Source organism: Halorubrum depositum, assembly GCF_007671725.1.
Classification (GTDB): domain Archaea; phylum Halobacteriota; class Halobacteria; order Halobacteriales; family Haloferacaceae; genus Halorubrum; species Halorubrum depositum.
This window is the reverse complement of the sequence record NZ_VCNM01000002.1, coordinates 193,614-214,995: the sequence shown is the minus strand read 5'-3', so window position 1 is coordinate 214,995 and position 21,382 is coordinate 193,614. Positions and strand designations below refer to the sequence as shown.

Below are 21,382 nucleotides of genomic sequence, written 5' to 3'. Positions count from 1 at the left end.
TCCCGTCAGTAGCCTAGTCTCAGCGCCCGGTTCGCGAGCAGCGTGACCAGCCCGAGCGCCATCACGCCCGCGAGCAGGCCGAAGGCTGCCTCCCAGCCCGCGACGTCGGAGACGGTCCCGACGACGACGCTGCCGGACGCCCCGAGCACCATGTACGCGGTCCGGACGAGCCCGAAGCCGGCGCCGCGCTCGGCGTCGGAGAGCAGGTCCATGAACCGCGACTGGACGGGCGCGCCCCACGACATCGCGACGCCGACGAAACAGACGGCGGCGACCGTCGGGGCGAGCCCGAGGCCGAACCGCGCCGTCGCGACGAGGAGCCCGTAGCCGACGATCCCCGCGCTCATCGTTCCCATGGCCGTCACGTCGCGGCCGAACCGATCGGAGAGCGAGCCCGTGACCGGTTGGGTCCCGCCGTGGACGAGGAAGTACAGCGAGAACAGCAGCGCCGACAGCGCCGTCGAGAGGCCGCTCCCGACGTCGAGGAACGTCGGGAGGAACGACGCGGTCGCCTGCCACGTGAACGCTCCCATCGTCGCCAGCGCGGTCGTGTAGAGGATCGGCGGCCGCGAGAGCAGTTCGACGAGAGCCGCGAGCTCGAACCGCTCGCGGATCGCCTGGTCGGGCCGGACCGGCTCCGTGGGCCGCACCCGCCACGCGAACAGGGCGAACACGGGCACCGCGACCGCGGCGCCGAGGAGGATCCCGGCCCGCCAGCCGTACCGGGACCCGACGAGCGCGGCGAGCGGCGGCGCGGCGAGCCCGGCGATCGGCCCGCCGGCGACGTGGACGCCGATGGCGCGACCGATGTCGTCGAACTGCTTGGCGAGGAACGTCGTCGCCACCGAGTAGTGGAGCCCGGCGCCCGCGCCGAGGATCACCGTGAACAGCATGAAGACGGCGATCGACGGGGAGACGGCGATCAGCAGGGAGGCGACCGCGGTGGCCCCGACCGCGGTCAGGATGACGGCGCGCTCCCCGTACCGGTCGCCGAGCACGCCGGAGGGGAACTGTGCGAGCGCGTACGCCAGCCACATCCCCGAGAGCGCGAGGCCGACCGTCGCGTTCGTGACGCCGAACCGCGTCGTGATCTGCGGGACCAGCGGGCTGATGACCAGCCGCGCGACCATCGTCGCGGTGAACGCGAGCGTGCAGAGGGCGAGCGCCGTGTGCCGGTACCGCCAGTTCACGGGCGCCGTTCTCGACCCGGGTCAAAGCGGGTTCCGGTCGCGGCCAGTCGGGCCGAGTGTGGTGTGGCACCGGTCGGCGGGGGCGCCGGCGACCGCGTCGCTCGCGCCCTCGCCGACCGCGACGGCCGAGCCCCGTCAGACCTCGAACGCGATCGGGTACTCGGTGAGGTTCTCGTACCCGTCCTCGGTGACCACCACGAGGTCCTCGATCCGGACGCCGCCGACGTCGGGGTCGTACAGCCCCGGCTCGACGGTGACCACGTGGCCGGGCTCCAGCTCGCCGCCGCCGCTCGCGAGGCGCGGGGACTCGTGGACGTCGAGCCCGATCCCGTGGCCGGTCGAGTGGATGAACCCCGTCTCCGTCTCGGGGTCGGTGCGGAACGTCGGCTCGCCGGCCTCCTCGTACACCTCGCAGGCCGCGGCGTGGACGTCCTCGCCGGTCGCGCCCGGCTCGACCGCGTCGAGCGCGGCCGCCAGCGCGCGTTCGGTGAGGTCGTACCACTCGCGGAGGGCGGCCGGCGGCTCGCCGACGCAGAACGTCCGGGTCATGTCGGCGTTGTACTTCGTCGCCTTCGACCGGGGGAAAATATCGATAATGATCGCCTCGTTCGCCCGGAGCGGGCCGGAGCCGCGGTCGTGGGGGTCGGCCGCCTGCGCGCCGCCGGCCACGATCGTCTCGTCGAGCGCGCAGCCGTGGCGGAGCAGGGTCACCTCGATCTCCTCGGCGACGCGCTCGCTGGTGAGCGGCTCGCCGTCCGCGAGCAGGAGCGTCCCGGGCTCGGCGTCGCCGTCGGCGCCGTCCCCCTCTCCCGCCACGTCCGCGCTCGCGAGCAGCTCCTCGGCGGCGCGCATCGCGGCCTCGTTCGCCCGCTGCGCGTCGCGGATCGCCTCGACCTCCTCGTCGGTCTTCACCGCGCGGACCTCGCGGAGGAGGTCGTCGCCGTCGACCGCGACGTCGACCCCGCGCTCGCGCATCGCGTCGGCGGTGCCCACCGGGCCGCGGGGCGGCATCGACACCGACTCGACGCCCTTGTCGCGGACGAAGTCGGCGTACATGTCGTACCGCTCCTCGCGGCCGCCGTACTCGTAGTCGTAGTCGGCGTGCCGCTCGACGGTGTCGGCGGCGGCCTCCGCCTTCGCTCGCCCGTACTCCAGCCCGGAGACGAGCACGTGGACCTCGCCGTCGGCGTACAGCGTCAGGAACGGGTCCGGGCCGGTGAACCCGGAGAGGTACAGCTGGTTCGCGTCCTCCTGTGACGCGTCGAGCAGGTATCCGTCCGTGTCGACCGCGGAGAGCGTCTCTTCGAGGCGTGTCCGGTTCATACGCGAGGTGCTCGGGCGAGGCCCAAATCGGTTGCCCTCGCGGAACCGTCGCCGGCCCGGCGAGCCGCAGTCTGTCACGAAATATCTATATAGTAGCGATCGCCGACTCGGCGAGCCGAGATCGGCGTCGACGAACGGAGCAGAGATACCGGCTGTTAGCGGCGTAACGACGTTCGTGATCGCCTCTCCCGTTGATTTTCAGAACCGAAACCAACGCGAACATTTAAATTCGTTCGGTCCTTATCCGTTAGTGAGGAAAGCAACCGAGACGCGTCTCTCGGTCCCCTCGTTCCCTCCATTTGAACCAACCAATGAGCGAAAACGTTCGAACGTACACGGCGGAGCACGTCGACGACGAGGAGGAGACCGAGTCGTCCGACGAGGAACTGCGATGTCCCGAATGCGGCGGCCAGCTCGCGACCGACACGGAGCACGGCGAGACGGTCTGTGTCGACTGCGGGCTCGTCGTCGAGGAGGACGAGATCGACCGCGGGCCGGAGTGGCGCGCGTTCGACTCCAAGGAGAAGGACAGCAAGTCCCGGGTGGGCGCCCCGACGACGAACATGATGCACGACAAGGGGCTCTCGACGAACATCGGCTGGCAGGACAAAGACGCCTACGGGAAGTCCCTCTCCAGCCGCCAGCGCGAGAAGATGCAGCGGCTCCGCACCTGGAACGAGCGGTTCCGCACCCGCGACTCCAAGGAGCGCAATCTCAAGCAGGCGCTCGGCGAGATCGACCGGATGGCCTCGGCGCTCGGCCTCCCGGACAACGTCCGCGAGACCGCCTCCGTCATCTACCGCCGCGCGCTCGACGAGGACCTCCTCCCCGGCCGCTCCATCGAGGGCGTCTCGACCGCCTCGCTGTACGCGGCCGCCCGGCAGGCGGGCACGCCGCGCTCGCTCGACGAGATCGCGGCCGTCTCCCGCGTCGAGAAGGACGAGATCGCCCGGACGTATCGCTACGTCGTCCGCGAGCTCAAGCTGGAGATCCAGCCCGCGGACCCCGAGAGCTACGTCCCGCGGTTCGCCTCCGATCTCGGCCTCTCCGACGAGGCCGAGCGCCGCGCCCGGTCGCTGCTCGACACCGCGAAGTCGCAGGGGATCCACTCCGGCAAGTCGCCGGTCGGCCTCGCCGCCGCGGCGGTGTACGCCGCCTCCCTGCTGGTCAACGAGAAGGTGACGCAGAGCGAGGTCAGCGACGTGGCGAACATCAGCGAGGTCACCATCCGGAACCGCTACCACGAGCTGTTGGAGGCCGAGGACGGCGTCGCGCTGAACTGAACCGACCCGTCGACTCCCGCCGTTTTTTCCGAACGCACAAACCCCCGCGGGCCGAGCGGCGCGTATGGAGACCACCCGTCACTTCACCGCGACGACGTACGTCGTCAACGACGGCGCGACCGCGCTCCACGCCCACGATCGGCTCGGGATCCGGCTCCCGCCGGGCGGCCACGTCGACCGCGACGAGCTGCCCCACGAGGCGGCGCTCCGCGAGGTCCGCGAGGAGACCGGCCTGACCGCCGAGCTGGTCGCGACCGAGTCGTCGATCGAGGGGCCGAACACGCGCGGCCTGCCGGAGCCGGCTCACCTCATGCTCCACGACATCAACGTCCACGAGGACGGGTCGGTGGGCCACCAGCACGTCGATCACCTCTACTTCGCCCGCGTCGACTCCCGCGAGATCGCGCCGGGCGGCGACGACGAGGCCGACCCGGACGCGTGGCGCTGGTACACACCGACCGAGCTGGCCGCGAGCGACCTGCAGCCGGACGTGATCGAGCTCGGTCGCGAAGCGATCGCGGCCGTCGACGACGCGTAGTCGGGCGACGGCTCGACGAGCCGCGAGGCCCGACGGGCCCGAGAGACCGCCGGTCCGCGCGGGGGTCGACCGCCGCGGATCCCCGTTCGATCGGCGTCAGACGGTCGTCTCACGGTCCGGAAGGTATTTGGGTCGTTGCAGGCGACATGGACCAAGATGGACGCAGAGCGACGATCGGAGATCACCGGGTGGGACGCCCGCGAGTTCTCGGGCGGGTTCGCCGAGCTCGGGCGCCTCGTCGACCGCGGGTTCTCCGGCGCGGTGACGGACGGCACGGCGTGGCTGTTCGTGTTCGAGGGGCGCGTCGTCGGGGTGGCCGACGGCGACCTGGACGACTTCGCGGAGGCCTCGGGCACCCTGTACGAGGCCCCCGAGGGGGTCCTTCCGGTCCTGTTCGCCATGCAGGAGCGTGGCGGCGAGCCGCGGGCGCAGTACTACACGAACGACACCCCGCTCTCGGAAGCGGACCGCAAGCTCTCGCAGGGCGGGTTCACCGGCTACGTCGAGCTGTCGGAGAACGTGCTCTCGGGCGACTACTACGTCACGTACACGGCGGGCGAGTCGATGGCCGCCGCCTACGTCGGCAACTCCCGGCGGCTGGAGACGGGCGAGAAGGCGTTCTCGCTGGCCGACGACGAGGTCGGCATCTACACCGTCTACGAGGTCGACCTGGACGTCCGCGAGATCCCCACCGACGGCGACGCGGGAGACGCCGCGTCCGAGGGCGCTCCCGCGGGCGGCGCGGCGCCCGGAGCCGTTCCCGCGGACGACGCGGCGCCCGACGCGACGACGACCGAGGACCCGTCGGAGCCGAACGCCGCGGCCCTGGAAGACGAACCGGATCGAGACGGCGTCGCCGCGTCCGAGGAGCCCGCTGACGCCGAAGCGGACGGCCCCGACGGCGGTCCTTCGCCGCCCGATGTCGCCGGAAGCGGGGCGGCGGACGAGAGCCGCGAGAGCCGCGAGAGCCACGACGGCGACCGGCGGGGCCCGAGCGGCGACGCTCGCGCAGAGGAGACGTCGACAGAGAGCGCGGACGAGGCGTCGATCGACGGCGACGACCGCGGGGGCGAGGCGGCGAGCGACTCCGAGGGTACCGGCCCGACGGACGCGTCCGACGACCGCGAGTCCCCCTCCGCGGCCGTCGTCTCGGCCGACTCCGATCGGTCCGAGGACGATCCGCGCCCGAGCGACGACGTGTTCTCCGAGGAGGAGCAGTGGCGCGAACAGAAGTCGATCCCCGCCTTGGACCCGTCGGAGGCCAGCGACCCGCCGGAGGGTCGCAACGGGACCGGAGCAGAGTCCGCTCGCGGCTCCCAGCAGCCCCGCGGATCGAACGGCGCCGCACGCCGGGAGGAACCCGAGCGGGCCGGCCGAACCGCGGACGAGGACTCCCCGGAGCCGCGGTCGACCGGCGAGGCCGGCTCGAACCGGTCCGCCGTGTCGCAGCGCTCGGGGAATTCCGGTGCATCGCGCGGCGACGGACAGCGTCGAGAGCGGCTCCGACAGCTCGAGAGCGCGCTGGAGGAGTCCGAGCGGGAGCGCGAATCGCTGGCGGCGGAGTTGGAGGAGGCCGCCGCGGAGCGGGACGAGTTGGAGGGCGAGCGCGACGAGCTGTCCGCCGAGGTCGACCGCCTGAAGTCGGAGCTCTCGACGCTCCGCGAGGAGCGCGACCGGCTGGCCGACGAGCTCGCCGCGGCGCGCGACCGACTCCCCGAGAGCGACCGGTCGCTCTCGCCCGCGGAGGCGCGGAGCGGGACGAACCTCTTCGTGCGGTACGACTCGAAGGGCGGCGCGACGCTGGAGGACGCCCACGACGGGGCGGTCGACCGCGAGGCGCTCCGCGAGAACCTGCGGATCGAGCACCACACGAGCTTCGAGACGGACGGGCTCGCGGTCGACGGGCGGCCGTACGAGGAGTTCCTGCGAGACACGATCGAGTACGGGTTCACCCGGTGGCTCGTCGAGGACCTCCCGTTCGAGGTGAGCGGGACCGGCAACCAGAGCGTCCTCCGGGACCTGTACGACGCGATCCCCGAGATCGATCGCGCGGAGATCGGCGGGTCGGTGTCGATAGCGATCCGGGAGAACGGCGAGGAGACGCGCGAGCAGCGCACGTTCGACCTCGTGTTGCGCGACCGGATGGGGAACCCCCTGTTCGTCGCCGACCTCAACGACAGTCGCGACCCGACCGCCGAGGGGACGCTGGAGTCGCTCGTGGGCAACGGCCGCGACATCGCCGAGTCGAACGACTCGTTCGCGGCGGCGTTCGCGGTGACGGAGAGCTTCTTCGAGCCGGGCGCGTTAGAGACCGCGAGCGACGCGGTCGGCGGCGGACTGTTCAGCCGGTCGAAGCGCGCCAGCTTCGTGAAGCTCTCGCGCAAGCAGGGGTACCACCTCTGTCTGGTCGAGGCCCGCGACGGCGGCTTCCACATGACCGTCCCCGACCTGTAGCGGAGCGCTGTTCGCGGTCGGAAAACGGTGTCCGGTGGGGCTAGTCAGGTATCGAGAGGAACGGAGAGCGAGAAAGGCGATCGCGGGTGACCGATGGCGGGCGATCGTACTCGCGGCGCGCTACGGTAGTAGCTGCGGTGACCCGAGATCAAAACGCAGACTCGCGGCCGGCGGTGCGTACGAACGGAGGCGCTCAGTTCTCGAGTTCGGCGGCGTCGTCGATCCGCATGGAGCCGAGCTTCTCGACCGTCTCGTCGAGCTTCTCGTCGAGTTCGTCGACGAACTCGTGGGTCCGTTCGGTGGTGATGGCGCCTTGGCTGGACGGCTCGATGAGGTTCTCCTCCTCGAGCACGCGCAGCGAGTAGCGGACCTTGTGGTGGGGGTAGCCGGTCTCGTTCGACATCTTCACGATACCGATCGGCTCGTTCTCGATGACCATCCGCAGGACCTGGAGGTGTCGTTCCAGCATGTCTACCTCCTTCTCTAGTCGATCTATCATGGCACATGTTAACTCGTCATGCCCCGGTTTAAAAGTTGCTGTCGGCGGCCGCCCCCGGGTCGCTCGATCCCACGCTTTGACGTGGGAGTAGTTAACGTGTTCGATCGCTTCGACCCCCGACGACGTCCGCGAATCGGCCGCACACCGCCGTCGGGGCGTCGGTCGCGATCGAGTGACTCGGGTCGCGATCGGGTGAGTTCGGAGATCGACCGCACGAACGGGCATATCTCGCTCGACCGCGATGTCAAGTGATCCACGCCCGTGGGGTGATCGCGTCCACGGACCGTAATCGGTTTTACCCCCCGGCCGGAACCCTCGGGCCGTATGACACTCACCATCGTCGGCTCCCAGCTGGGAGACGAGGGCAAGGGCGCGCTCGTCGACCGGTGGGGAGGGGACGCGGACGTCGTAGTCCGTTATCAGGGCGGCGACAACGCCGGCCACACCGTCGTCGAAGGGGGCGCGGAGTACAAGCTCTCGCTGGTACCGAGCGGGGCCGTCCGGGGCACGGTCGGGATCCTCGGCAACGGCTGCGTCGTCAACCCGCGCACGCTGTTCACCGAGATCGACGACCTGCGCGAGCGAGGGCTCGACCCCGACGTGCGGGTCGCCCGCCGGGCGCACGTGATCATGCCGTATCACCGCGTCCTGGACGGTATCGAGGAGGAAGTCAAGGCCGACGACGACGCCGGCGACGAGGTCGGCACGACCGGTCGCGGCATCGGCCCGACGTACGAGGACAAGGCGGGACGGCGGGGGATCCGGGTCGCCGACCTGCTCGACCCCGACGCGCTCCGCGAGAAGCTCGAGTACGCCGTCCCACAGAAGCGGGCGCTCGTCGAGGACGTGTACGGTCTCGAGATCGACGACGACCGCGCCGAGGCGTTCGACGTCGACGCCCTCCACGAGGAGTTCGCCGCGATCGGCGAGCGCCTCGCCGACGAGGGGATGACCGTCAACTGCTCCGATTACCTCCACCGCCGCCACGAGGCCGGCGACGAGATCCTCTTCGAGGGCGCGCAGGGCACGCACATCGACGTCGACCACGGCAACTACCCGTTCGTCACCTCCTCGAATCCGACCGCAGGCGCCGCCGCGGTGGGGTCGGGGCTCGGCGTCACGAAAGTCGGCTCCGGCGAGGTCGTCGGTATCGTGAAGGCGTACCTCTCGCGCGTCGGCGAGGGGCCGATGCCGACCGAGCTCGACGGCGACGCCGACGAGGAGGCCCTCGCCGACGACATCCGCGAGAAGGGCGGCGAGTTCGGCACGGTGACGGGTCGCCCGCGCCGGATCGGCTGGCTCGACCTCCCGATGCTGCGCCACGCCGCGCGCGTCTCCGGCTTCACGGGGCTCGCGGTCAACCACGTCGACGTGCTCGCCGGGCTCGACGAGCTGAAGGTGTGTACCGGCTACGAACTGGACAGCGAGGCGCAAGGCGCCTCTGGCAGCCGGACGCAGTCCGGCGACGGCGAGGAGATCGACACCGTTCCCACGACGGCCGACCGCTGGGAGCGCTGCGAGCCGGTGTACGAGACGCTCGACACCTGGGACGAGTTCGATTCGTCCGCCGTCGCCGCGGAAGGGTACGACGCGCTGCCCGAGGCCGCGCGCGAGTACCTGGAGCTCGTCGCCGACGAGACCGACACGCCCGTCTACGCGGTCGGCGTCGGTCCCGACCGCGAGGAGACGGTCGAGCTGACGAACCCGTTCGAGGAGTAGGTCTTCGAACGCCCCCGGAGCGTTACTCCTGCAGGTCGATCCCGTTCAGCGCGGCCATGTCCTCGTCGGTGAGCGACAGCTCCGCGGCAGCGACGTTCGACTCCAGGTGCTCGACGCTCGACGTGCCCGGGATCGGGAGCGTCACGTCGGAGTGTTCCAGCAGCCACGCGAGCGCGACCTGTCGGCGGGTGGCGTCGCGCCGGTCGGCCACCTCGCCGAGCACCTCCGCGACGCCCGCCTCGTCGACCGTGTACATCGGCCCCCACGGGATGAACCCGACGCCGTGGTCCTCGCAGGCGCGGAGCACGTCCTCGTCGTCGCGGTGGCCGACGTTGTACCGGTTCTGGACGGTGGCGACGTCGACGATCTCCGTCGAGGTCTCCAGCTGCTCGACGGTGACGTTCGAGAGGCCGACGTGCGATATCTGGCCGGCGTCCTTCATCTCCGCGAACGCGTGGACGGACGCCTCGAAGTCGGTGTTAGGGTCGGGACGATGGTACTGGTAGAGGTCGATCGTGTCGGTCCCGAGCCGGTCGAGGCTACACAGCACCTGGTTCTTCAGGAAGTCGGGGTCGCCGTGGGGGAGCCAGTCGCCCTCGCGGTTGCGGAGCAGCCCCGCCTTCGAGGCGACGACGACATCGTCGGGGTCGCCGAGCGCCTCGCCGATGAGCCGCTCCGAGACGCCCGGCCCGTAGGAGTCGGCGGTGTCGACGAAGTCGACGCCGAGGTCGACAGCGTGCCGGAGCACGTCCTTCGCCGCGTCCTCGTCGTCGGGGCGGCCGATGATGTCCTCGCCCGTGATCCGCATCGCGCCGAAGCCGAGGCGGTTGACGGTCAGTTCGCCGCCGATGTCGAACGTGTCGCTCCCGCTGGTGGTGTTCGAAGCCATGGGCGAACTATCTCGGGCCACCCGGAAAGCCGTGGGGATGCCGGAAGGGGACGTGGAGGCGCGGGAGGAAAAACGCTCAGGGCGGGAGGTGTCGATCGTACACGTTCCTGCGGTGACCGACGGCCTCGACACGAACGATGTCGGCGGCCCGATTCCAGGTGACGATGGCCCGGTAGTCGCCGGCTCGCAGTTTGTGGTACGGGTAGCCGGAGAGCGGTTCCAATCTGTGTTCGGTCCACTCCGTCGCTTCGTCGACCTTGTTCATGACCCGATCGGCGACCTGCGGATCGAGGGATTCGAGATGAGAAAGCGCCTGCTCGGTGTACTCGACCTCAGTCATCCAGACCCAGTCGCTCGCGGGCCTCCTCGGCCGACACCGTCTCGTCGCGTTTCGCCTGCTCCCGGCTTTCCGACAGGTCTGACAGCGTCTCCTCGGACAGCGTCACCGACGGGTCAACCCAGTCACGTAGGGCGTCGCGGATCGCCTCGGACTTGCTCGCGTACCCTCGCCGCTCCCACTCCTCGTCGATCCGGTCTAGGAGGGACTTCGGAACGCGCACGTTGATCTTCTCCATCCGATCGTCGCCGGCGTTCGCGTCGGCGCTCATATAGTGTGATACAGCGGTATCACTGAAAAGGGTTCGGGGCACTCGGCCCTCGCCACGTCGGGTCGTCGTTCGACCGCTCGCCCGTCTTGCGCGCGTCGCTACTCATAAACCGCCCCCGCGTAATCTTACCCTATGGACGCCGAGCGCGAGGTACTCGACGTGTTGGCGCGGAACGCCCGCGAGGACATCGACGACATCGCGGCCCAGACGGGCCTCGACGCGGAAGCGGTAGCGGAGGCCATCGCGGCGCTGGAGGCGGACAACGTGGTTCACGGCTACCAGGCGGTGATCGACTGGGACCGCGTCGACGAGGGGAAGATCCGCGCGGTCGTCGAGATCAACGTCGAACTCGACCGTGAGACGGGCTACGAGGAGGTCGCCGACCGGATCGCGAAGTTCCCGGCCGTCGACGCCCTCCACCTCGTCTCCGGCGACTACGACTTCGCCGTCGAGGTGCTCGGCGAGACGATGCAGGACGTCTCGCGGTTCATCTCCGAGCAGGTCGCGCCCATGCCGGAGGTCACCCAGACGGTGACCCACTACATCATGGAGACGTACAAGGACGGTGGCGTGCGGTTCGAGGACGGCGACGACGACGACCGCCTCTCCGTCTCGCCATGAGGCTCTCGGACCGCGCCAGCGACCTCCCGGAGTCGGGGATCCGGAAGTTCTTCGAGCTCGCGGAGGCGCGCGACGACGTGATCTCCCTCGGGGTCGGCGAGCCGGACTTCTCGGCGCCGTGGGCGGCCCGAACCGCCGCGATCGACTCGCTCGAACGCGGGAAGACCTCCTACACGTCGAACCGCGGGATGGCCGCGCTCCGCGAGCGGATCGCGGCCCACCACGAGCGCTACAACCAGTCGTACGACCCGGCCGAGGAGGTGCTCGTGACCACCGGCGCGAGCGAGGCGGTCGATCTGGCCTTCCGCGCGCTCGTCGACCCCGGCGACACGGTCGCCGTCCACGAGCCGACGTACATCTCGTACGGCCCCGGGATCGAGCTGGCGGGCGGCGAGCGGCTCACGGTCCCCACGCGGGCCGAGGACGACTTCGCGCTCACGCGGAGCGCGCTGGAGGCGTCGGGCGCGGCCGCCGCCGACCTCCTCGTCCTCTGTTACCCGAACAACCCGACGGGCGCGACGATGACCGACGAGGAGTACGCCGAGGTCGCCGCCTTCTGCCGCGAGAACGACCTCCGGGTGATCGCCGACGAGATTTACGCCGCGCTCACCTTCGGGACCAACCACGCCTCGATCGCCACGCGGCCGGGGATGCGCGAGCGGACCGTCGTCGTCAACGGCTTCTCGAAGGCGTACGCCATGACCGGGCTCCGGCTCGGGTACGCCCTGGGACCGAGCGATGCGATCGACGCGATGAACCGGATCCACCAGTACACGATGCTGTCGGCGCCGACGACGCCGCAGTACGCGGCGATCGAAGCGCTCGACCGCTGCGACGACGAGGTCACGGAGATGGTGAACGAGTACAACCGCCGTCGGCGGCTCGTCGTCTCCCGGTTCAACGAGATGGGCCTCGACACGTTCGAGCCCGGCGGCGCGTTCTACGCGTTCCCCGACTGCGGCGGCGACGACGAGGCGTTCGCGGAGGAGCTGCTGGAGGCGCAGGGCGTCGCGGTCGTCCCCGGCTCCGTCTTCGGGGCGGGCGGCGAGGGCCACCTCCGGGTGTCGTACGCGACCTCGATGCACGAGCTGAAGGAGGCGACCGACCGGATCGCGACGTTCGTCGAGAACCGCTGAGGCCGACGTCGACGGGGCGCGCCCGGCGGCCGCCGTCGACGACGGACCGGTAAACGAACAACTCCTCTCGAATTTCTCAACGTTCGCTAACGGTTATCACGGTTTGTTCGGATCTTCCGATATGGATTTCCAGCTAACGGACGAGCAGAAACAGCTGCGCGAGGAGGTACGGAAGTTCGCGGACGAGGAGATTCGACCGGTCGCGACCGAGTACGACGTCGACGAGGCGTACCCGCACGAGGTGATGGAGAAGGCCGCCGAGATGGGGCTGCTCGCGCCGCACGTCCCCGTCGAGTACGGCGGCGTCGGCTACTCCTCGCTGGAGAACGCGATCCTCACCGAGGAGCTGTTCGCGGCCGACCCCGGGATCGGCCTCTGCGTCTCCAGCGCCGGGTTCGGCGCCGAGGCGCTGATGGAGTTCGGCACGGACGAACAGAAGGAGCGCGTGCTCCCCGAGGTGACCGCCGGCGACGCGGTGATGGGGTCGGCGATCTCGGAGCCGCAGGCGGGCTCGGACGTGACGTCGGTCGCGACTAGCGCGGAGAAGGACGGCGACGAGTGGGTGATCAACGGCTCGAAGATGTGGATCACGAACGGCACCGTCGCCGACTACTTCGTCGTCGTCTGCGAGACGGACCCCGAGATCGACGACCGCTACTCGGGCTACTCGCAGATCCTCGTCGAGGGCGACCGCGACGGGCTCACCCGCGACAAGATCACCGGGAAGCTCGGCATCCGCGCGAGCGACACCGCCGAGCTCCGCTTCGACGACGTGCGGGTACCCGAGGAGAACCTCATCGGCCAGCGCGGGATGGGCTTTTTACAGCTCATGCAGTTCTTCGACGAGACCCGGACCGCGGTCGCCGCGCAGGGCGTCGGGATCGCCCGCGGCGCGGCCGAGCGCGCGCTGGAGTACGCGCAGGAGCGCGAGCAGTTCGACCGCCCGATCAGCGACTTCCAGGCGATCAAACACAAGCTCGCGGAGATGCACACGAACACGGAGGCCGCCCGCTGGCTCACCTACCGCTCCGCGTGGGCGGTCGACAACGAGGCCGGAGACCTGACCGCTCTCGCGTCGATGGCCAAGGAGTTCGCGTCGCGGGTCGCCGTCGACGTCGCCGACGAGGCGGTCCAGGTCCACGGCGGCGCCGGCTTCGTCAACGACCACGACGTCGAGCGGCTCTACCGCGACGCGAAGATCACCCAGATCTACGAGGGAACCACCGAGATCCAGAAGAACATCGTCGCCCGCGAGCTGCTCGACGAGGGGTTCTGAGCGCCGGCTCGCCGTCGGCCTACTCCCCGCCGTACTCCATCGCGACCGAGTTGATACAGAACCGCTTGCCAGTCGGCTCGGGGCCGTCGTCGAACACGTGGCCGAGGTGGGAGTCGCAGTTCGCACACCGGACCTCGGTGCGGCGCATCCCGTGGCTCGTGTCGACCGTCGTCGTCACCGACTCCTCCTCCGCGGCGTAGAAGGCGGGCCAGCCGCAGCCGGACTCGTACTTCGTCTCGGCGTCGAAGAGGACGGTCCCGCAGGCCCGACAGCGGTACTCCCCGTCGTCGGGGTGGTGGTCGACGTACTCGCCCGAGAACTTCGCCTCCGTGCCGCTCTCGCGGAGCACGCGGTACTCCTCCTCGGAGAGCCGCTCGCGCCACTCCTCGTCGGTCAGCTCCCGCGGGTCGGGGTCGTCGGTCTCGCTCATACTCCCGGTAGGCGCCCCACGGGCAAGGGGGTTGCGGCGGATCCCGCGTCCGGACGGAGTCAATCGAGCGGAGGCGGGCGGCCACAAGCCGTATCCCGCCGCCATTCCATCCCCGCATATGACGCGCGAAGTGACCCACGAGGAGCGGGGGCCGGCGATACTCGACGAGTCCGACATGGGCGACGACGACCTGATCTACGTCTGTCGGTGCGGCCTCTCCGACTCGAAACCGCTGTGCGACGGCTCTCACAGGGCGACCGAGGACGAGACGGAGGGAGTCGTCTACAAGTACGCGAACGACGACGCCGACGGCGAGCGCCGCGAGATCGACGAGATCGTCTACGCGGAGCGCGCGGAGGAGTGACCGGCGGGGCTCAGATAACGCCCATCGCTCCGAGCCGCTCGGGGAGGTAGGTGTCGGTGACGAAGTCGAGCCCGCGGCTCGCGAGCGACTGCTGTTCGGACTTCTTCCCGATGTCGAGCTGGAGCTCGATCTGTTCTTCCCAGTAGTCCGTCTGGAAGCGCGGGTCTTCCAGCTCGGATTCGAGGGCGTTCACGTCCGAGTCGGAGAGCGGGTCGGCCGGGAGGTCGTACTCGACGATGTCCTCGGGCTGGATCCCGACGAACTGCGCCTCCGGGGTCGCGAGGTACTTCGAGAGGTGCGCGGACTTGATCGAGCCGTACGCCACGGAGCCGTAGATCCGGTAGGACCACGGGTCGCCGTCGGCGAAGACGGCGATGGGGACGTCCAGTTCGTCGTGGACGCGCTTCGTGATCCGGCGGGTCGCCCGCGCTGGCTGGCCCTTCAGGTGGATGACGAGGCAGTCGTACTCCTCGTCGAACCCGTTCTCGACGAGGCGGTCGCGCATCCCGCCGGTCTCCACCGCGAGCGCGAAGTCGATGTCGTCGTCGAGGAACTCGATCATATCCGGGTTGTTCGGGATCTGGTAGCCGCCCTCGCCGACGTCCTCCTGACAGTGGATCTCGCGCTCGCCGCGCCGGGTCTGCTCGCGGATCTCCAGCGGCCCCATCAGGGTGGCACCCGACTCCTCCGGGCGCATGTGGAAGTCTTCGCGGGTGACGCCCGTGACGATCTCTAAGTCCTCCACGAGGTCGTTGGACTCGTCCTGCGACTTGAACTGGGCCTCGTCGTTGTCCCACGACTCGGAGAGGTAGTACAGCTCCCGCAGCGTCGAGGAGCGACCCTCGTCGAGCTGGTTCGCGAGGAACTCGATCGTGTACGCCGCCTTCAGCAGCTTGCGGGCGCCGCGCACTGAGTTGGCGCTCCGGGTCGACGTGCGGTCGCCGTACGTCCACACGCCGCTCTCCGTGTCGTACTCGATGTTGCTCTTCGTCCGCGTCGGCAGCTGAAGCTCCGGGATCTTGCCGCCCGCGAACTGGTCGTAGAAGTCGGCGGCCAGGTCGATCAGCTCGTCTCGTGCGTCTGTGTCTGTCGTCATTTACGCGTTCACCGTGAGTTTCTCCGTCTCGACGCCGCCGACGCTGACCTCGAACTCGGCGTCCTCGTCGACCGCGTACGTCAGTTCCCGCTCGTCGCCCGAGGGGACCTCGGGCTTCCACTGCACGAACCACTCGCCGTCCATGTCGACGACCGTCCCGTCCGAGGGGTCGGTCGGCTCGGTCGAGACGATGTCGGTGATCTCCAGCCGCTCGTTCACGTCGGAGTGGTTCTCGACGACCAGCGTCACGGTGCCGTCGGACACCTCGCGCTCGACGCTAACGTTGTTCATGATCCGCGCCAGCGCGCCGTCGATGTCGGGGCGCGGCCGGCCCGTCACCTCAGAGACCTTGTCGGCCATCTCCGGGAGGATCTTCCCGAGCACGTCCTGCTTCTCGCGGCGCTGCTGCATCGAGCGCCGCTTGTTGAGGAACGACTTCAGCTCCCGGGCGGCCTCGCGCACGGCGAGCTCGATCTCGTCTTCGATCGCGGGGACGTTCGCGAGCGCGTCCTTCGACTCGCTCGTGAACGGGACGTTCGTGGAGGCGACGTGAATGCTGATGACGGCCGGCCCGTTCGGCATCCCCGACCCGCCGGGCTGGTCGAGCCCGTAGTTGCGCCAGCCGATCGACTTGATCACGTCCGTCGTCGCGCAGGCGCCGCGCTGGTAGACGAGCGGGACGCGGTTCGCGAACCGGAGGAGCTCCACCGACCCCTCCGCCGGGATCTCCCCGCCGTAGGCGATGCCGGCCTCGACGATGAACGGGTCGCCGCCGTGGACCTCGGCGTCGCGGGTCGCCGCCGCGTAGAAGTCGGCGTCGTACTCCTTGCGGAGCCCCGCCTCGACCAGCTCGGCCGTGATCGGCGCGAGGCAGTCCGTCGGCGGCGCGAGGATGTCCGTCGTCCGCATCGCCTCGAGCAGGTCGGCCGCGGCGTCGCGGTCGGCGGCGATCGACTTCACCTTCGGCGGGTCGTCGGGCACGGTTCGCGCTCGGGACCAGAACGCCTCGACGACGTTCTCCCGGGCGGTCTCGCCGAACGTGGCGTCGTGCTGCTCGGCGACGAAGTTCGCCGCGTCGGCGACGAGCCGCTCCAAGTCGTCGCGGGCGATCCGGAAGGCGTCGGCGTCGAGGTTCAGGAACCGGCGCGTCAGCGCGTCGGCCATCGCCCGCACCGCGGCGTCGTCCTTCCGCGTCGAGGTCGCCTCGTCGACGAGCGCGTACGCGTCGGCGACGAGGGGGGAGTCGGCCTCTCCCCCGTCGTCCTCGTCGTCGCCGGCCGCGTCTCCCGCGGCGGCCCCGACCGGCTCGCCGTCGGAGTCGACGCCGGTGATCGCCCGCCACGCCGCGTCGACGGCGTTCTCGCGGACGGTCCCGCCGAACGTCTTTCCGGTGTCGTCCTCGACACTGTCGGCGATGTTCCCGACGATCGTCGCGAGCTCGGAGCGCGAGAGGCGGTCGTTGCCCGATACCGTCTCGGCGACGCCCTCGGCGAAGGCGGTCGTCGCCGCCTTCCCCTTGTTGGCGACCGCCTCGCTGACCGCGGTCGCGACGTCGCGGTCAGAGTGCGCGCGCGGCGGCGTCCACGAGAGCTCGCGCCCGAAGTAGACGTCACGGAAGTTGTCGATGACGCTGTCCGCGGTCTTCTTGCCGACCCGCGTGAACTCCTCCTGGAGGAACCCGGAGACGGAGTACGACTCGGTCGCCTCCAGCATCTTGATCAGCGCGCCGAGCTCGACCCCGTGCGGGTGCGGGCGGATCTCCTTCGTCTCCGCCGGCAGCTCGTCGGTCGCGCGCTCGAACTTCATCGGCTCGTCGAGCCCCGGCTCTCGCAGCTCGATCCGGGCGTGGGGGTTGACGACCGCGGTGTGTTTCACGTAGTCGTGGAGCTGGTTGCGCGCGCGCATGTTCGCTTCCATCTCCAACTCGATGCGAGTACCGTGGGGGCGGTCCCACGTCGTCTCCTCGTCCGCCTTGATCTCCGGCTCGTTCGTGTCCGTGTCGATGATGAGCTCGAAGTACTGCGCCCGCGACTGCCCCTTCGGACGCGAGGTGATCTTCGCGGGCTGGCCCGATGTCAGCTGCGAGTACAGCACCGCCGCGGAGATCCCGATCCCCTGCTGTCCCCGATTCTGCTCGCGCTTGTGAAACCGCGACCCGTACAGCAGCTTCCCGAACACCTTCGGGAGCTGCTCTTTCGTGATGCCCGGCCCGTTGTCCTCGATGACGAGCCGGTAGTAGTCGCCCACCTCCTCGATCTCGATGTAGATGTCGGGGAGGACGCCGGCCTCCTCGGTCGCGTCGAGGGCGTTGTCGACCGCCTCCTTGACGGCGGTGACGAGCCCGCGGGCGCCCGAGTCGAACCCGAGCATGTGCTTGTTCTTCTCGAAGAACTCGGCGATGGAGATCTCGCGCTGGCCCTCGGCCAGCTCCTCCGCGATCCCCTCCTCGTCGCCGATCGTCGACTGGAAGGACGTCATTCGGTACCCCTCCCTTCCACCGAGGCACCTAAAAACGCACCGCCGGCGCGGTGAAAGTGGATCCCGGCGTCAGACGCCGTCTCGATGCGGGTTCGGGAGCGTGCGGACCGGCGTGGTGACGGGTCTCCCCGTCAACAGGTTTCTCCCCGTGAGGCCCCTTCCACCGAGCATGTCAGGCTGGACGACCGACGAGATGCCGCGACTGGACGGAAAGAGGGTCGTCGTCACCGGGGCGAACAGCGGGCTCGGCTACGAGGGGACCCGCGCGTTCGCGGAGCGGGGCGCGACCGTCGTGATGGCGTGCCGGAGCGTGGATCGGGGCGAGCGCGCGGCCGCCGAGATCCGCCGCGAGAGCGCCCTCGACCGCGAGGAACTCGACCTCGACGTCCGCGAGTGCGACCTCGCGTCGCTCGACTCGGTGGCGGCCTTCGCCGACGGGCTCGCCGCCGACTACGACGCGGTCGACGCCCTCTGTAACAACGCCGGGGTGATGGCGATCCCCCGCAGCGAGACGGAGGACGGCTTCGAGACGCAGTTCGGCGTCAACCACCTCGGCCACTTCGCGCTCACGGGACGCCTGTTCCCGCTCCTGGAGGCCGCCGAGGGGATCGACGGGGCGGCCCGCGTCGTCACGCAATCGTCGGGCGCCCACGAGCAGGGCGAGATGGACTTCTCGGACCTCAACTGGGAGCGCTCGTACGGGAAGTGGAAGGCGTACGGTCGGAGCAAGCTCGCGAACCTGCTGTTCGCCTACGAGCTCCAGCGGCGCCTCGCCGCGGCCGACGTCTCCGGCGTCCGGAGCGTCGCCTGCCATCCGGGCTACGCGGCGACGAACCTCCAGCACCGCACCGCGGAGGAGAGCGGGAACCCCCTGATGAAGGTCGGGATGAAGGCCGCGAACGCGGTCCTCGGGCAGGACGCCGCGACGGGCGCGCTGCCGATGCTGTACGCCGCGACCGCCGACGTCGACGGCGGCGCCTACGTCGAGCCGGGCGGCCTCATGAACATGCGGGGGACGCCGACCGTGGGACGGTCGAACGACGCCTCCTACGACCGCGCGGACGCGCGCCGCCTCTGGGAGTACTCCGAGGAGGCGACGAGCGTGCAGTTCCCGCTGTAGCCTCGGCCGAAAACCCCCGCCGCTCCGGGCGAATTGAAACCCCGGAGACGCCGCTCGCGGTGTGATATACGCGGAACGCGTTTCGAGAGCTGTCCGCCGTCGCCGGTCGCGGGTACGGCCGAGCGAGCTACAGCCGAGTGAGGTTCGTCGCGCGCGGACCCTTGTCCGCCTCCTCGATCTCGAACTCTACCTCCTGGCCTTCCTCGAGGTCCGGGCCGCCGACGTCTTCCATGTGGAAGAACACGTCTTCGTCAGCGTCGTCAGTCTCGATGAATCCGTAGCCGCCGGTGTCGTTGAAGAAGTCGACCTTGCCTGTCGCCATCGCACCCGAGACCACTCCCGACTCCGTGATAAGTGTTGTGTGCGCGCCGATCCACTCCCATTCGCCGGTCTCCGGGCCGGAAAGCCGCTGATTCCGCTTTTCCGGGTCGGATCTCCGTCGTCTCGCCCGAGAGATGCCGGACCGCTCGAATCGACCTCGGTCACGCGCGGTAATCGACTGTCGCACCGGACCGCGAGCCGCACCGCGGACCGGTTCCCGAAACGTTAGGGCGCGAGCGACCGTTCGATCGGACAGTTCGTGGGAAACGACGACGCTCGGGTCGACATGACGGCGGGAGCGATCTCGCCGAAGCTGTTCGACCTCGCGTGGCCGCTGGTGCTCGGGAACCTCCTCCAGACCCTGTACAACCTCGCGGACATGTTCTGGGTCGGACGGGTGAGCACCGAGGCCGTCGCCGCCGTCTCGCTCATGTTCCCGCTCTCGTGGCTGTTCGTCTCGACCGCGATGGGGCTCACGGCCGCGACGATCGCCTTGGTCTCCCAGCACGTCGGCGCCGGCAACGACCGGCGCGCCGACGAGGTCGTGGGACAGACGGTCCTGCTCGCGGTCGCGGTCTCCGTCGCCCTCGCGGTCGTCGGCTTCGCGGCCCGTCACCGGCTGCTCTACTGGATCGGCGCGCGAGACGCGGTGTTCGTCGAGTCGCTCGCGTACATCGAAGTGATCCTCCTCACGCTCCCGCTCACGTTCCTCTTCTTCGCGTTCCGCGCCTCGCTGCAGGGCGCGGGCGACACGACGACCGCGATGTGGCTGGTCGGGATCTCGGCCGGGATCAACATCGTCATCGACCCCGTCTTCATCCTCGGGTGGGGGCCGGTCCCGGCGCTCGGGACGCGCGGGGCCGCGATCGCGACGCTGATCGCGCGCCTGTTCGCGACCGCGGCGGGCGTCTGGATCCTGCTGCGCGGCGACTGGGGGGTGAAGCTGTACGTCCGCGACCTCGTCCCGAACCCGGAGATCCTCCGGAAGCTGATCGACGTGGGGTATCCGGCGACGCTCGACGGGTGGGCGCGGTCGTTCGCCTCCGTCTTCATGGCGGCGCTCGTCGCGCGGTTCGGCCCGGCCGCGACCGCGGCGTACGGGATCGGCGTCAGGCTCATGTCCGTCTCCTGGTCGGTCGCGGGCGCGGTCGGGCAGGCGACCGCGACCGGCGTCGGACAGAACCTCGGCGCCGACACGCCCGACCGCGCCGTCGCCGTCACCCGCGTCGCCACCCTGGGGACCATGGCCCTCCTCGGCGCCGCCGGCGGCGCCGTCTGGCTGTTCCCGGCGGTCGCGATGCGCGTCTTCATCGACGACCCGGCGACGGTCGCGGAGGGGGTCGTCTTCCTCCGGGTCATCGCGCTGTCGTGGGCCTTCTTCGGCGGGCTCATGGTGATACAGGGGGCGTTCCGCGGGGCGGGACACACCAAGGCCGCGCTGGCGCTCTCTCTCCTCTCCCGGTGGGCCGTCCGGATCCCGCTGGCCGCCCTGCTCGCGTTCGGGGCGGTCGGCGTCACGCTCGGCGGGGTCGCGGTCGGTCCCGTCGACGTCCCCGCGGTCGAGGTCGGCTACGTCGGACTCGACTGGGGCGTCGTCGGGCTGTGGTGGGCGTACGCGACGGCCGCCGTGGCCTCCTTCGCGGTCGGCGCGGCGTGGTTCCTGCGCGGGACGTGGACGGAGGGGGTCGTCGACGACAGCCCGGAGGCGTCCGTCGAGACCGTCGACGATTGAGAAAGCGAGAGACGCGTCTACCGCTGCTCTCTCGCCATCTGCAGTGAGATGAAAAAGCCGAAGTACGCCGGGATGCCGGCGAGCATGAACAGGTACAACACCCACTGCGGGGCGCTCGCGAACGCGAAGTCGTAGAGGAGGGACACGAGCGTCACCCACGCGACCGCGAACACGAGGTCCTGTAGCATACCGGTCCGGTTCTCGCTGACCTGCGACCGGACGCGCTCCGCGAGGCTCTTCTCATTCGGGTCGTCGGTCGCGTCCGTCTCTGGCATAGGTGAGGGTGTCGGTCGGGGTACGTCGGT

General features: G+C 69.9%; 21 protein-coding genes. 10 read left to right on the top strand and 11 right to left on the bottom strand.

The annotated features are described in order from the left end of the window. Window positions 1-5: 5 nt before the first annotated feature. Both FGM06_RS08570 and FGM06_RS08565 read right to left on the bottom strand, forming a co-directional pair. Window positions 6-1,190, bottom strand: coding sequence for an MFS transporter (locus FGM06_RS08570; protein ID WP_144798845.1), 1,185 nt, complete (start codon window positions 1,188-1,190; stop codon window positions 6-8). A 135-nt stretch (window positions 1,191-1,325) separates the two neighbouring features. After that, window positions 1,326-2,513 (bottom strand): M24 family metallopeptidase, encoded by a 1,188-nt coding sequence (locus tag FGM06_RS08565; protein WP_144798843.1) that lies wholly within the window; start codon window positions 2,511-2,513, stop codon window positions 1,326-1,328. A gap of 311 nt (window positions 2,514-2,824) precedes the next feature. Between FGM06_RS08565 and FGM06_RS08560 the strand changes: the two genes are divergently transcribed. The 3 genes from FGM06_RS08560 (at window position 2,825) to FGM06_RS08550 (ending at window position 6,788) form a co-directional block, all read left to right on the top strand. Further along, entirely contained in the window at window positions 2,825-3,796 is a 972-nt protein-coding gene (locus tag FGM06_RS08560; protein ID WP_144798841.1) for a transcription initiation factor IIB, read from the top strand. Between the two features lie 64 nt (window positions 3,797-3,860). Next, window positions 3,861-4,334 (top strand): NUDIX hydrolase, encoded by a 474-nt coding sequence (locus tag FGM06_RS08555; protein WP_144798838.1) that lies wholly within the window; start codon window positions 3,861-3,863, stop codon window positions 4,332-4,334. 156 nt (window positions 4,335-4,490) lie between these two features. After that, entirely contained in the window at window positions 4,491-6,788 is a 2,298-nt protein-coding gene (locus FGM06_RS08550; RefSeq protein WP_144798836.1) for a DUF7527 domain-containing protein, read from the top strand. A gap of 193 nt (window positions 6,789-6,981) precedes the next feature. Here FGM06_RS08550 and FGM06_RS08545 read toward each other — a convergent pair whose 3' ends face one another. Next, complete coding sequence (locus FGM06_RS08545; RefSeq protein ID WP_004595838.1) at window positions 6,982-7,287, bottom strand: hypothetical protein; 306 nt, start codon at window positions 7,285-7,287, stop codon at window positions 6,982-6,984. A gap of 324 nt (window positions 7,288-7,611) precedes the next feature. On the opposite strand from FGM06_RS08545, the gene FGM06_RS08540 reads away from it, so the two are divergent. Further along, window positions 7,612-9,006, top strand: coding sequence for an adenylosuccinate synthase (locus tag FGM06_RS08540; protein WP_144798834.1), 1,395 nt, complete (start codon window positions 7,612-7,614; stop codon window positions 9,004-9,006). A 22-nt stretch (window positions 9,007-9,028) separates the two neighbouring features. On the opposite strand, the gene FGM06_RS08535 is transcribed toward FGM06_RS08540, so the two are convergent. The 3 genes from FGM06_RS08535 to FGM06_RS08525 form a co-directional block, all read right to left on the bottom strand. Beyond that, the gene (locus FGM06_RS08535) at window positions 9,029-9,895 is read right to left on the bottom strand and encodes an aldo/keto reductase (protein ID WP_144798832.1); all 867 of its coding nucleotides are present in this window, start codon (window positions 9,893-9,895) and stop codon (window positions 9,029-9,031) included. Window positions 9,896-9,971: 76 nt separating this feature from the next. Further along, the gene (locus tag FGM06_RS08530; protein WP_144798830.1) at window positions 9,972-10,235 is read right to left on the bottom strand and encodes a type II toxin-antitoxin system RelE family toxin; all 264 of its coding nucleotides are present in this window, start codon (window positions 10,233-10,235) and stop codon (window positions 9,972-9,974) included. After that, window positions 10,228-10,503, bottom strand: a complete 276-nt coding sequence (locus tag FGM06_RS08525) for a ribbon-helix-helix domain-containing protein (RefSeq protein WP_144798828.1) — start codon at window positions 10,501-10,503, stop codon at window positions 10,228-10,230. The genes FGM06_RS08530 and FGM06_RS08525 overlap by 8 nt, the downstream gene beginning before the upstream one ends. Before the next feature lie 132 nt (window positions 10,504-10,635). Here FGM06_RS08525 and FGM06_RS08520 point away from each other — a divergent pair, with 132 nt between their 5' ends. The 3 genes from FGM06_RS08520 to FGM06_RS08510 all read left to right on the top strand — a co-directional run bounded on the left by FGM06_RS08520 (window position 10,636) and on the right by FGM06_RS08510 (window position 13,536). After that, a complete protein-coding gene (locus FGM06_RS08520; protein ID WP_144798826.1) occupies window positions 10,636-11,124 on the top strand; it encodes an Lrp/AsnC family transcriptional regulator in 489 nt (162 codons plus the stop codon). Next, window positions 11,121-12,260 carry a pyridoxal phosphate-dependent aminotransferase gene (locus tag FGM06_RS08515; protein ID WP_144798824.1) on the top strand — a complete coding sequence of 380 codons (1,140 nt, stop codon included), beginning with the start codon at window positions 11,121-11,123 and terminating at the stop codon, window positions 12,258-12,260. Before FGM06_RS08520 ends, FGM06_RS08515 begins: the two co-directional genes overlap by 4 nt. Window positions 12,261-12,381: 121 nt before the next feature. Beyond that, window positions 12,382-13,536 carry an acyl-CoA dehydrogenase family protein gene (locus tag FGM06_RS08510; RefSeq protein ID WP_144798822.1) on the top strand — a complete coding sequence of 385 codons (1,155 nt, stop codon included), beginning with the start codon at window positions 12,382-12,384 and terminating at the stop codon, window positions 13,534-13,536. A gap of 19 nt (window positions 13,537-13,555) precedes the next feature. Here the strand turns inward: FGM06_RS08510 and msrB are convergent, their stop codons facing one another. Continuing rightward, window positions 13,556-13,966: a peptide-methionine (R)-S-oxide reductase MsrB gene (msrB, locus tag FGM06_RS08505; RefSeq protein ID WP_144798820.1), complete on the bottom strand. Its 411-nt coding sequence runs from the start codon at window positions 13,964-13,966 to the stop codon at window positions 13,556-13,558. Window positions 13,967-14,084: 118 nt separating this feature from the next. Here msrB and FGM06_RS08500 point away from each other — a divergent pair, with 118 nt between their 5' ends. Further along, on the top strand, window positions 14,085-14,330 hold the full coding sequence (locus tag FGM06_RS08500; protein ID WP_144798818.1) for a CDGSH iron-sulfur domain-containing protein: 246 nt from the start codon (window positions 14,085-14,087) through the stop codon (window positions 14,328-14,330). Between the two features lie 10 nt (window positions 14,331-14,340). Here the strand turns inward: FGM06_RS08500 and FGM06_RS08495 are convergent, their stop codons facing one another. Next, on the bottom strand, window positions 14,341-15,426 hold the full coding sequence (locus FGM06_RS08495) for a DNA topoisomerase IV subunit A (RefSeq protein WP_144798816.1): 1,086 nt from the start codon (window positions 15,424-15,426) through the stop codon (window positions 14,341-14,343). After that, complete coding sequence (locus tag FGM06_RS08490) at window positions 15,427-17,904, bottom strand: DNA topoisomerase VI subunit B (protein ID WP_144798814.1); 2,478 nt, start codon at window positions 17,902-17,904, stop codon at window positions 15,427-15,429. Window positions 17,905-18,073: 169 nt separating this feature from the next. On the opposite strand from FGM06_RS08490, the gene FGM06_RS08485 reads away from it, so the two are divergent. After that, complete coding sequence (locus tag FGM06_RS08485; protein WP_144798812.1) at window positions 18,074-19,024, top strand: oxidoreductase; 951 nt, start codon at window positions 18,074-18,076, stop codon at window positions 19,022-19,024. 127 nt (window positions 19,025-19,151) lie between these two features. Here FGM06_RS08485 and FGM06_RS08480 read toward each other — a convergent pair whose 3' ends face one another. Beyond that, entirely contained in the window at window positions 19,152-19,346 is a 195-nt protein-coding gene (locus tag FGM06_RS08480) for a cold-shock protein (protein WP_004045866.1), read from the bottom strand. A 285-nt stretch (window positions 19,347-19,631) separates the two neighbouring features. Here FGM06_RS08480 and FGM06_RS08475 point away from each other — a divergent pair, with 285 nt between their 5' ends. After that, on the top strand, window positions 19,632-21,077 hold the full coding sequence (locus FGM06_RS08475; protein ID WP_144799923.1) for an MATE family efflux transporter: 1,446 nt from the start codon (window positions 19,632-19,634) through the stop codon (window positions 21,075-21,077). A 17-nt stretch (window positions 21,078-21,094) separates the two neighbouring features. On the opposite strand, the gene FGM06_RS08470 is transcribed toward FGM06_RS08475, so the two are convergent. Then, window positions 21,095-21,352, bottom strand: a complete 258-nt coding sequence (locus FGM06_RS08470; RefSeq protein ID WP_144798810.1) for a hypothetical protein — start codon at window positions 21,350-21,352, stop codon at window positions 21,095-21,097. Window positions 21,353-21,382 lie beyond the last annotated feature (30 nt).

What these genes read in the sequence shown, in the direction of transcription:
- FGM06_RS08520 (WP_144798826.1), top strand. Translation starts at nt 10,636, where the DNA reads ATGGACGCCGAGCGCGAGGTACTCGACGTGTTGGCGCGGAACGCCCGC.
- FGM06_RS08565 (WP_144798843.1), bottom strand. Translation starts at nt 2,513, where the DNA reads ATGAACCGGACACGCCTCGAAGAGACGCTCTCCGCGGTCGACACGGAC.
- FGM06_RS08480 (WP_004045866.1), bottom strand. Translation starts at nt 19,346, where the DNA reads ATGGCGACAGGCAAGGTCGACTTCTTCAACGACACCGGCGGCTACGGA.
- FGM06_RS08535 (WP_144798832.1), bottom strand. Translation starts at nt 9,895, where the DNA reads ATGGCTTCGAACACCACCAGCGGGAGCGACACGTTCGACATCGGCGGC.
- FGM06_RS08475 (WP_144799923.1), top strand. Translation starts at nt 19,632, where the DNA reads ATGACGGCGGGAGCGATCTCGCCGAAGCTGTTCGACCTCGCGTGGCCG.
- FGM06_RS08485 (WP_144798812.1), top strand. Translation starts at nt 18,074, where the DNA reads ATGTCAGGCTGGACGACCGACGAGATGCCGCGACTGGACGGAAAGAGG.
- FGM06_RS08495 (WP_144798816.1), bottom strand. Translation starts at nt 15,426, where the DNA reads ATGACGACAGACACAGACGCACGAGACGAGCTGATCGACCTGGCCGCC.
- FGM06_RS08515 (WP_144798824.1), top strand. Translation starts at nt 11,121, where the DNA reads ATGAGGCTCTCGGACCGCGCCAGCGACCTCCCGGAGTCGGGGATCCGG.
- FGM06_RS08530 (WP_144798830.1), bottom strand. Translation starts at nt 10,235, where the DNA reads ATGACTGAGGTCGAGTACACCGAGCAGGCGCTTTCTCATCTCGAATCC.
- FGM06_RS08550 (WP_144798836.1), top strand. Translation starts at nt 4,491, where the DNA reads ATGGACGCAGAGCGACGATCGGAGATCACCGGGTGGGACGCCCGCGAG.
- FGM06_RS08555 (WP_144798838.1), top strand. Translation starts at nt 3,861, where the DNA reads ATGGAGACCACCCGTCACTTCACCGCGACGACGTACGTCGTCAACGAC.
- FGM06_RS08500 (WP_144798818.1), top strand. Translation starts at nt 14,085, where the DNA reads ATGACGCGCGAAGTGACCCACGAGGAGCGGGGGCCGGCGATACTCGAC.
- FGM06_RS08545 (WP_004595838.1), bottom strand. Translation starts at nt 7,287, where the DNA reads ATGATAGATCGACTAGAGAAGGAGGTAGACATGCTGGAACGACACCTC.
- FGM06_RS08470 (WP_144798810.1), bottom strand. Translation starts at nt 21,352, where the DNA reads ATGCCAGAGACGGACGCGACCGACGACCCGAATGAGAAGAGCCTCGCG.
- FGM06_RS08490 (WP_144798814.1), bottom strand. Translation starts at nt 17,904, where the DNA reads ATGACGTCCTTCCAGTCGACGATCGGCGACGAGGAGGGGATCGCGGAG.
- msrB (WP_144798820.1), bottom strand. Translation starts at nt 13,966, where the DNA reads ATGAGCGAGACCGACGACCCCGACCCGCGGGAGCTGACCGACGAGGAG.
- FGM06_RS08540 (WP_144798834.1), top strand. Translation starts at nt 7,612, where the DNA reads ATGACACTCACCATCGTCGGCTCCCAGCTGGGAGACGAGGGCAAGGGC.
- FGM06_RS08525 (WP_144798828.1), bottom strand. Translation starts at nt 10,503, where the DNA reads ATGAGCGCCGACGCGAACGCCGGCGACGATCGGATGGAGAAGATCAAC.
- FGM06_RS08510 (WP_144798822.1), top strand. Translation starts at nt 12,382, where the DNA reads ATGGATTTCCAGCTAACGGACGAGCAGAAACAGCTGCGCGAGGAGGTA.
- FGM06_RS08560 (WP_144798841.1), top strand. Translation starts at nt 2,825, where the DNA reads ATGAGCGAAAACGTTCGAACGTACACGGCGGAGCACGTCGACGACGAG.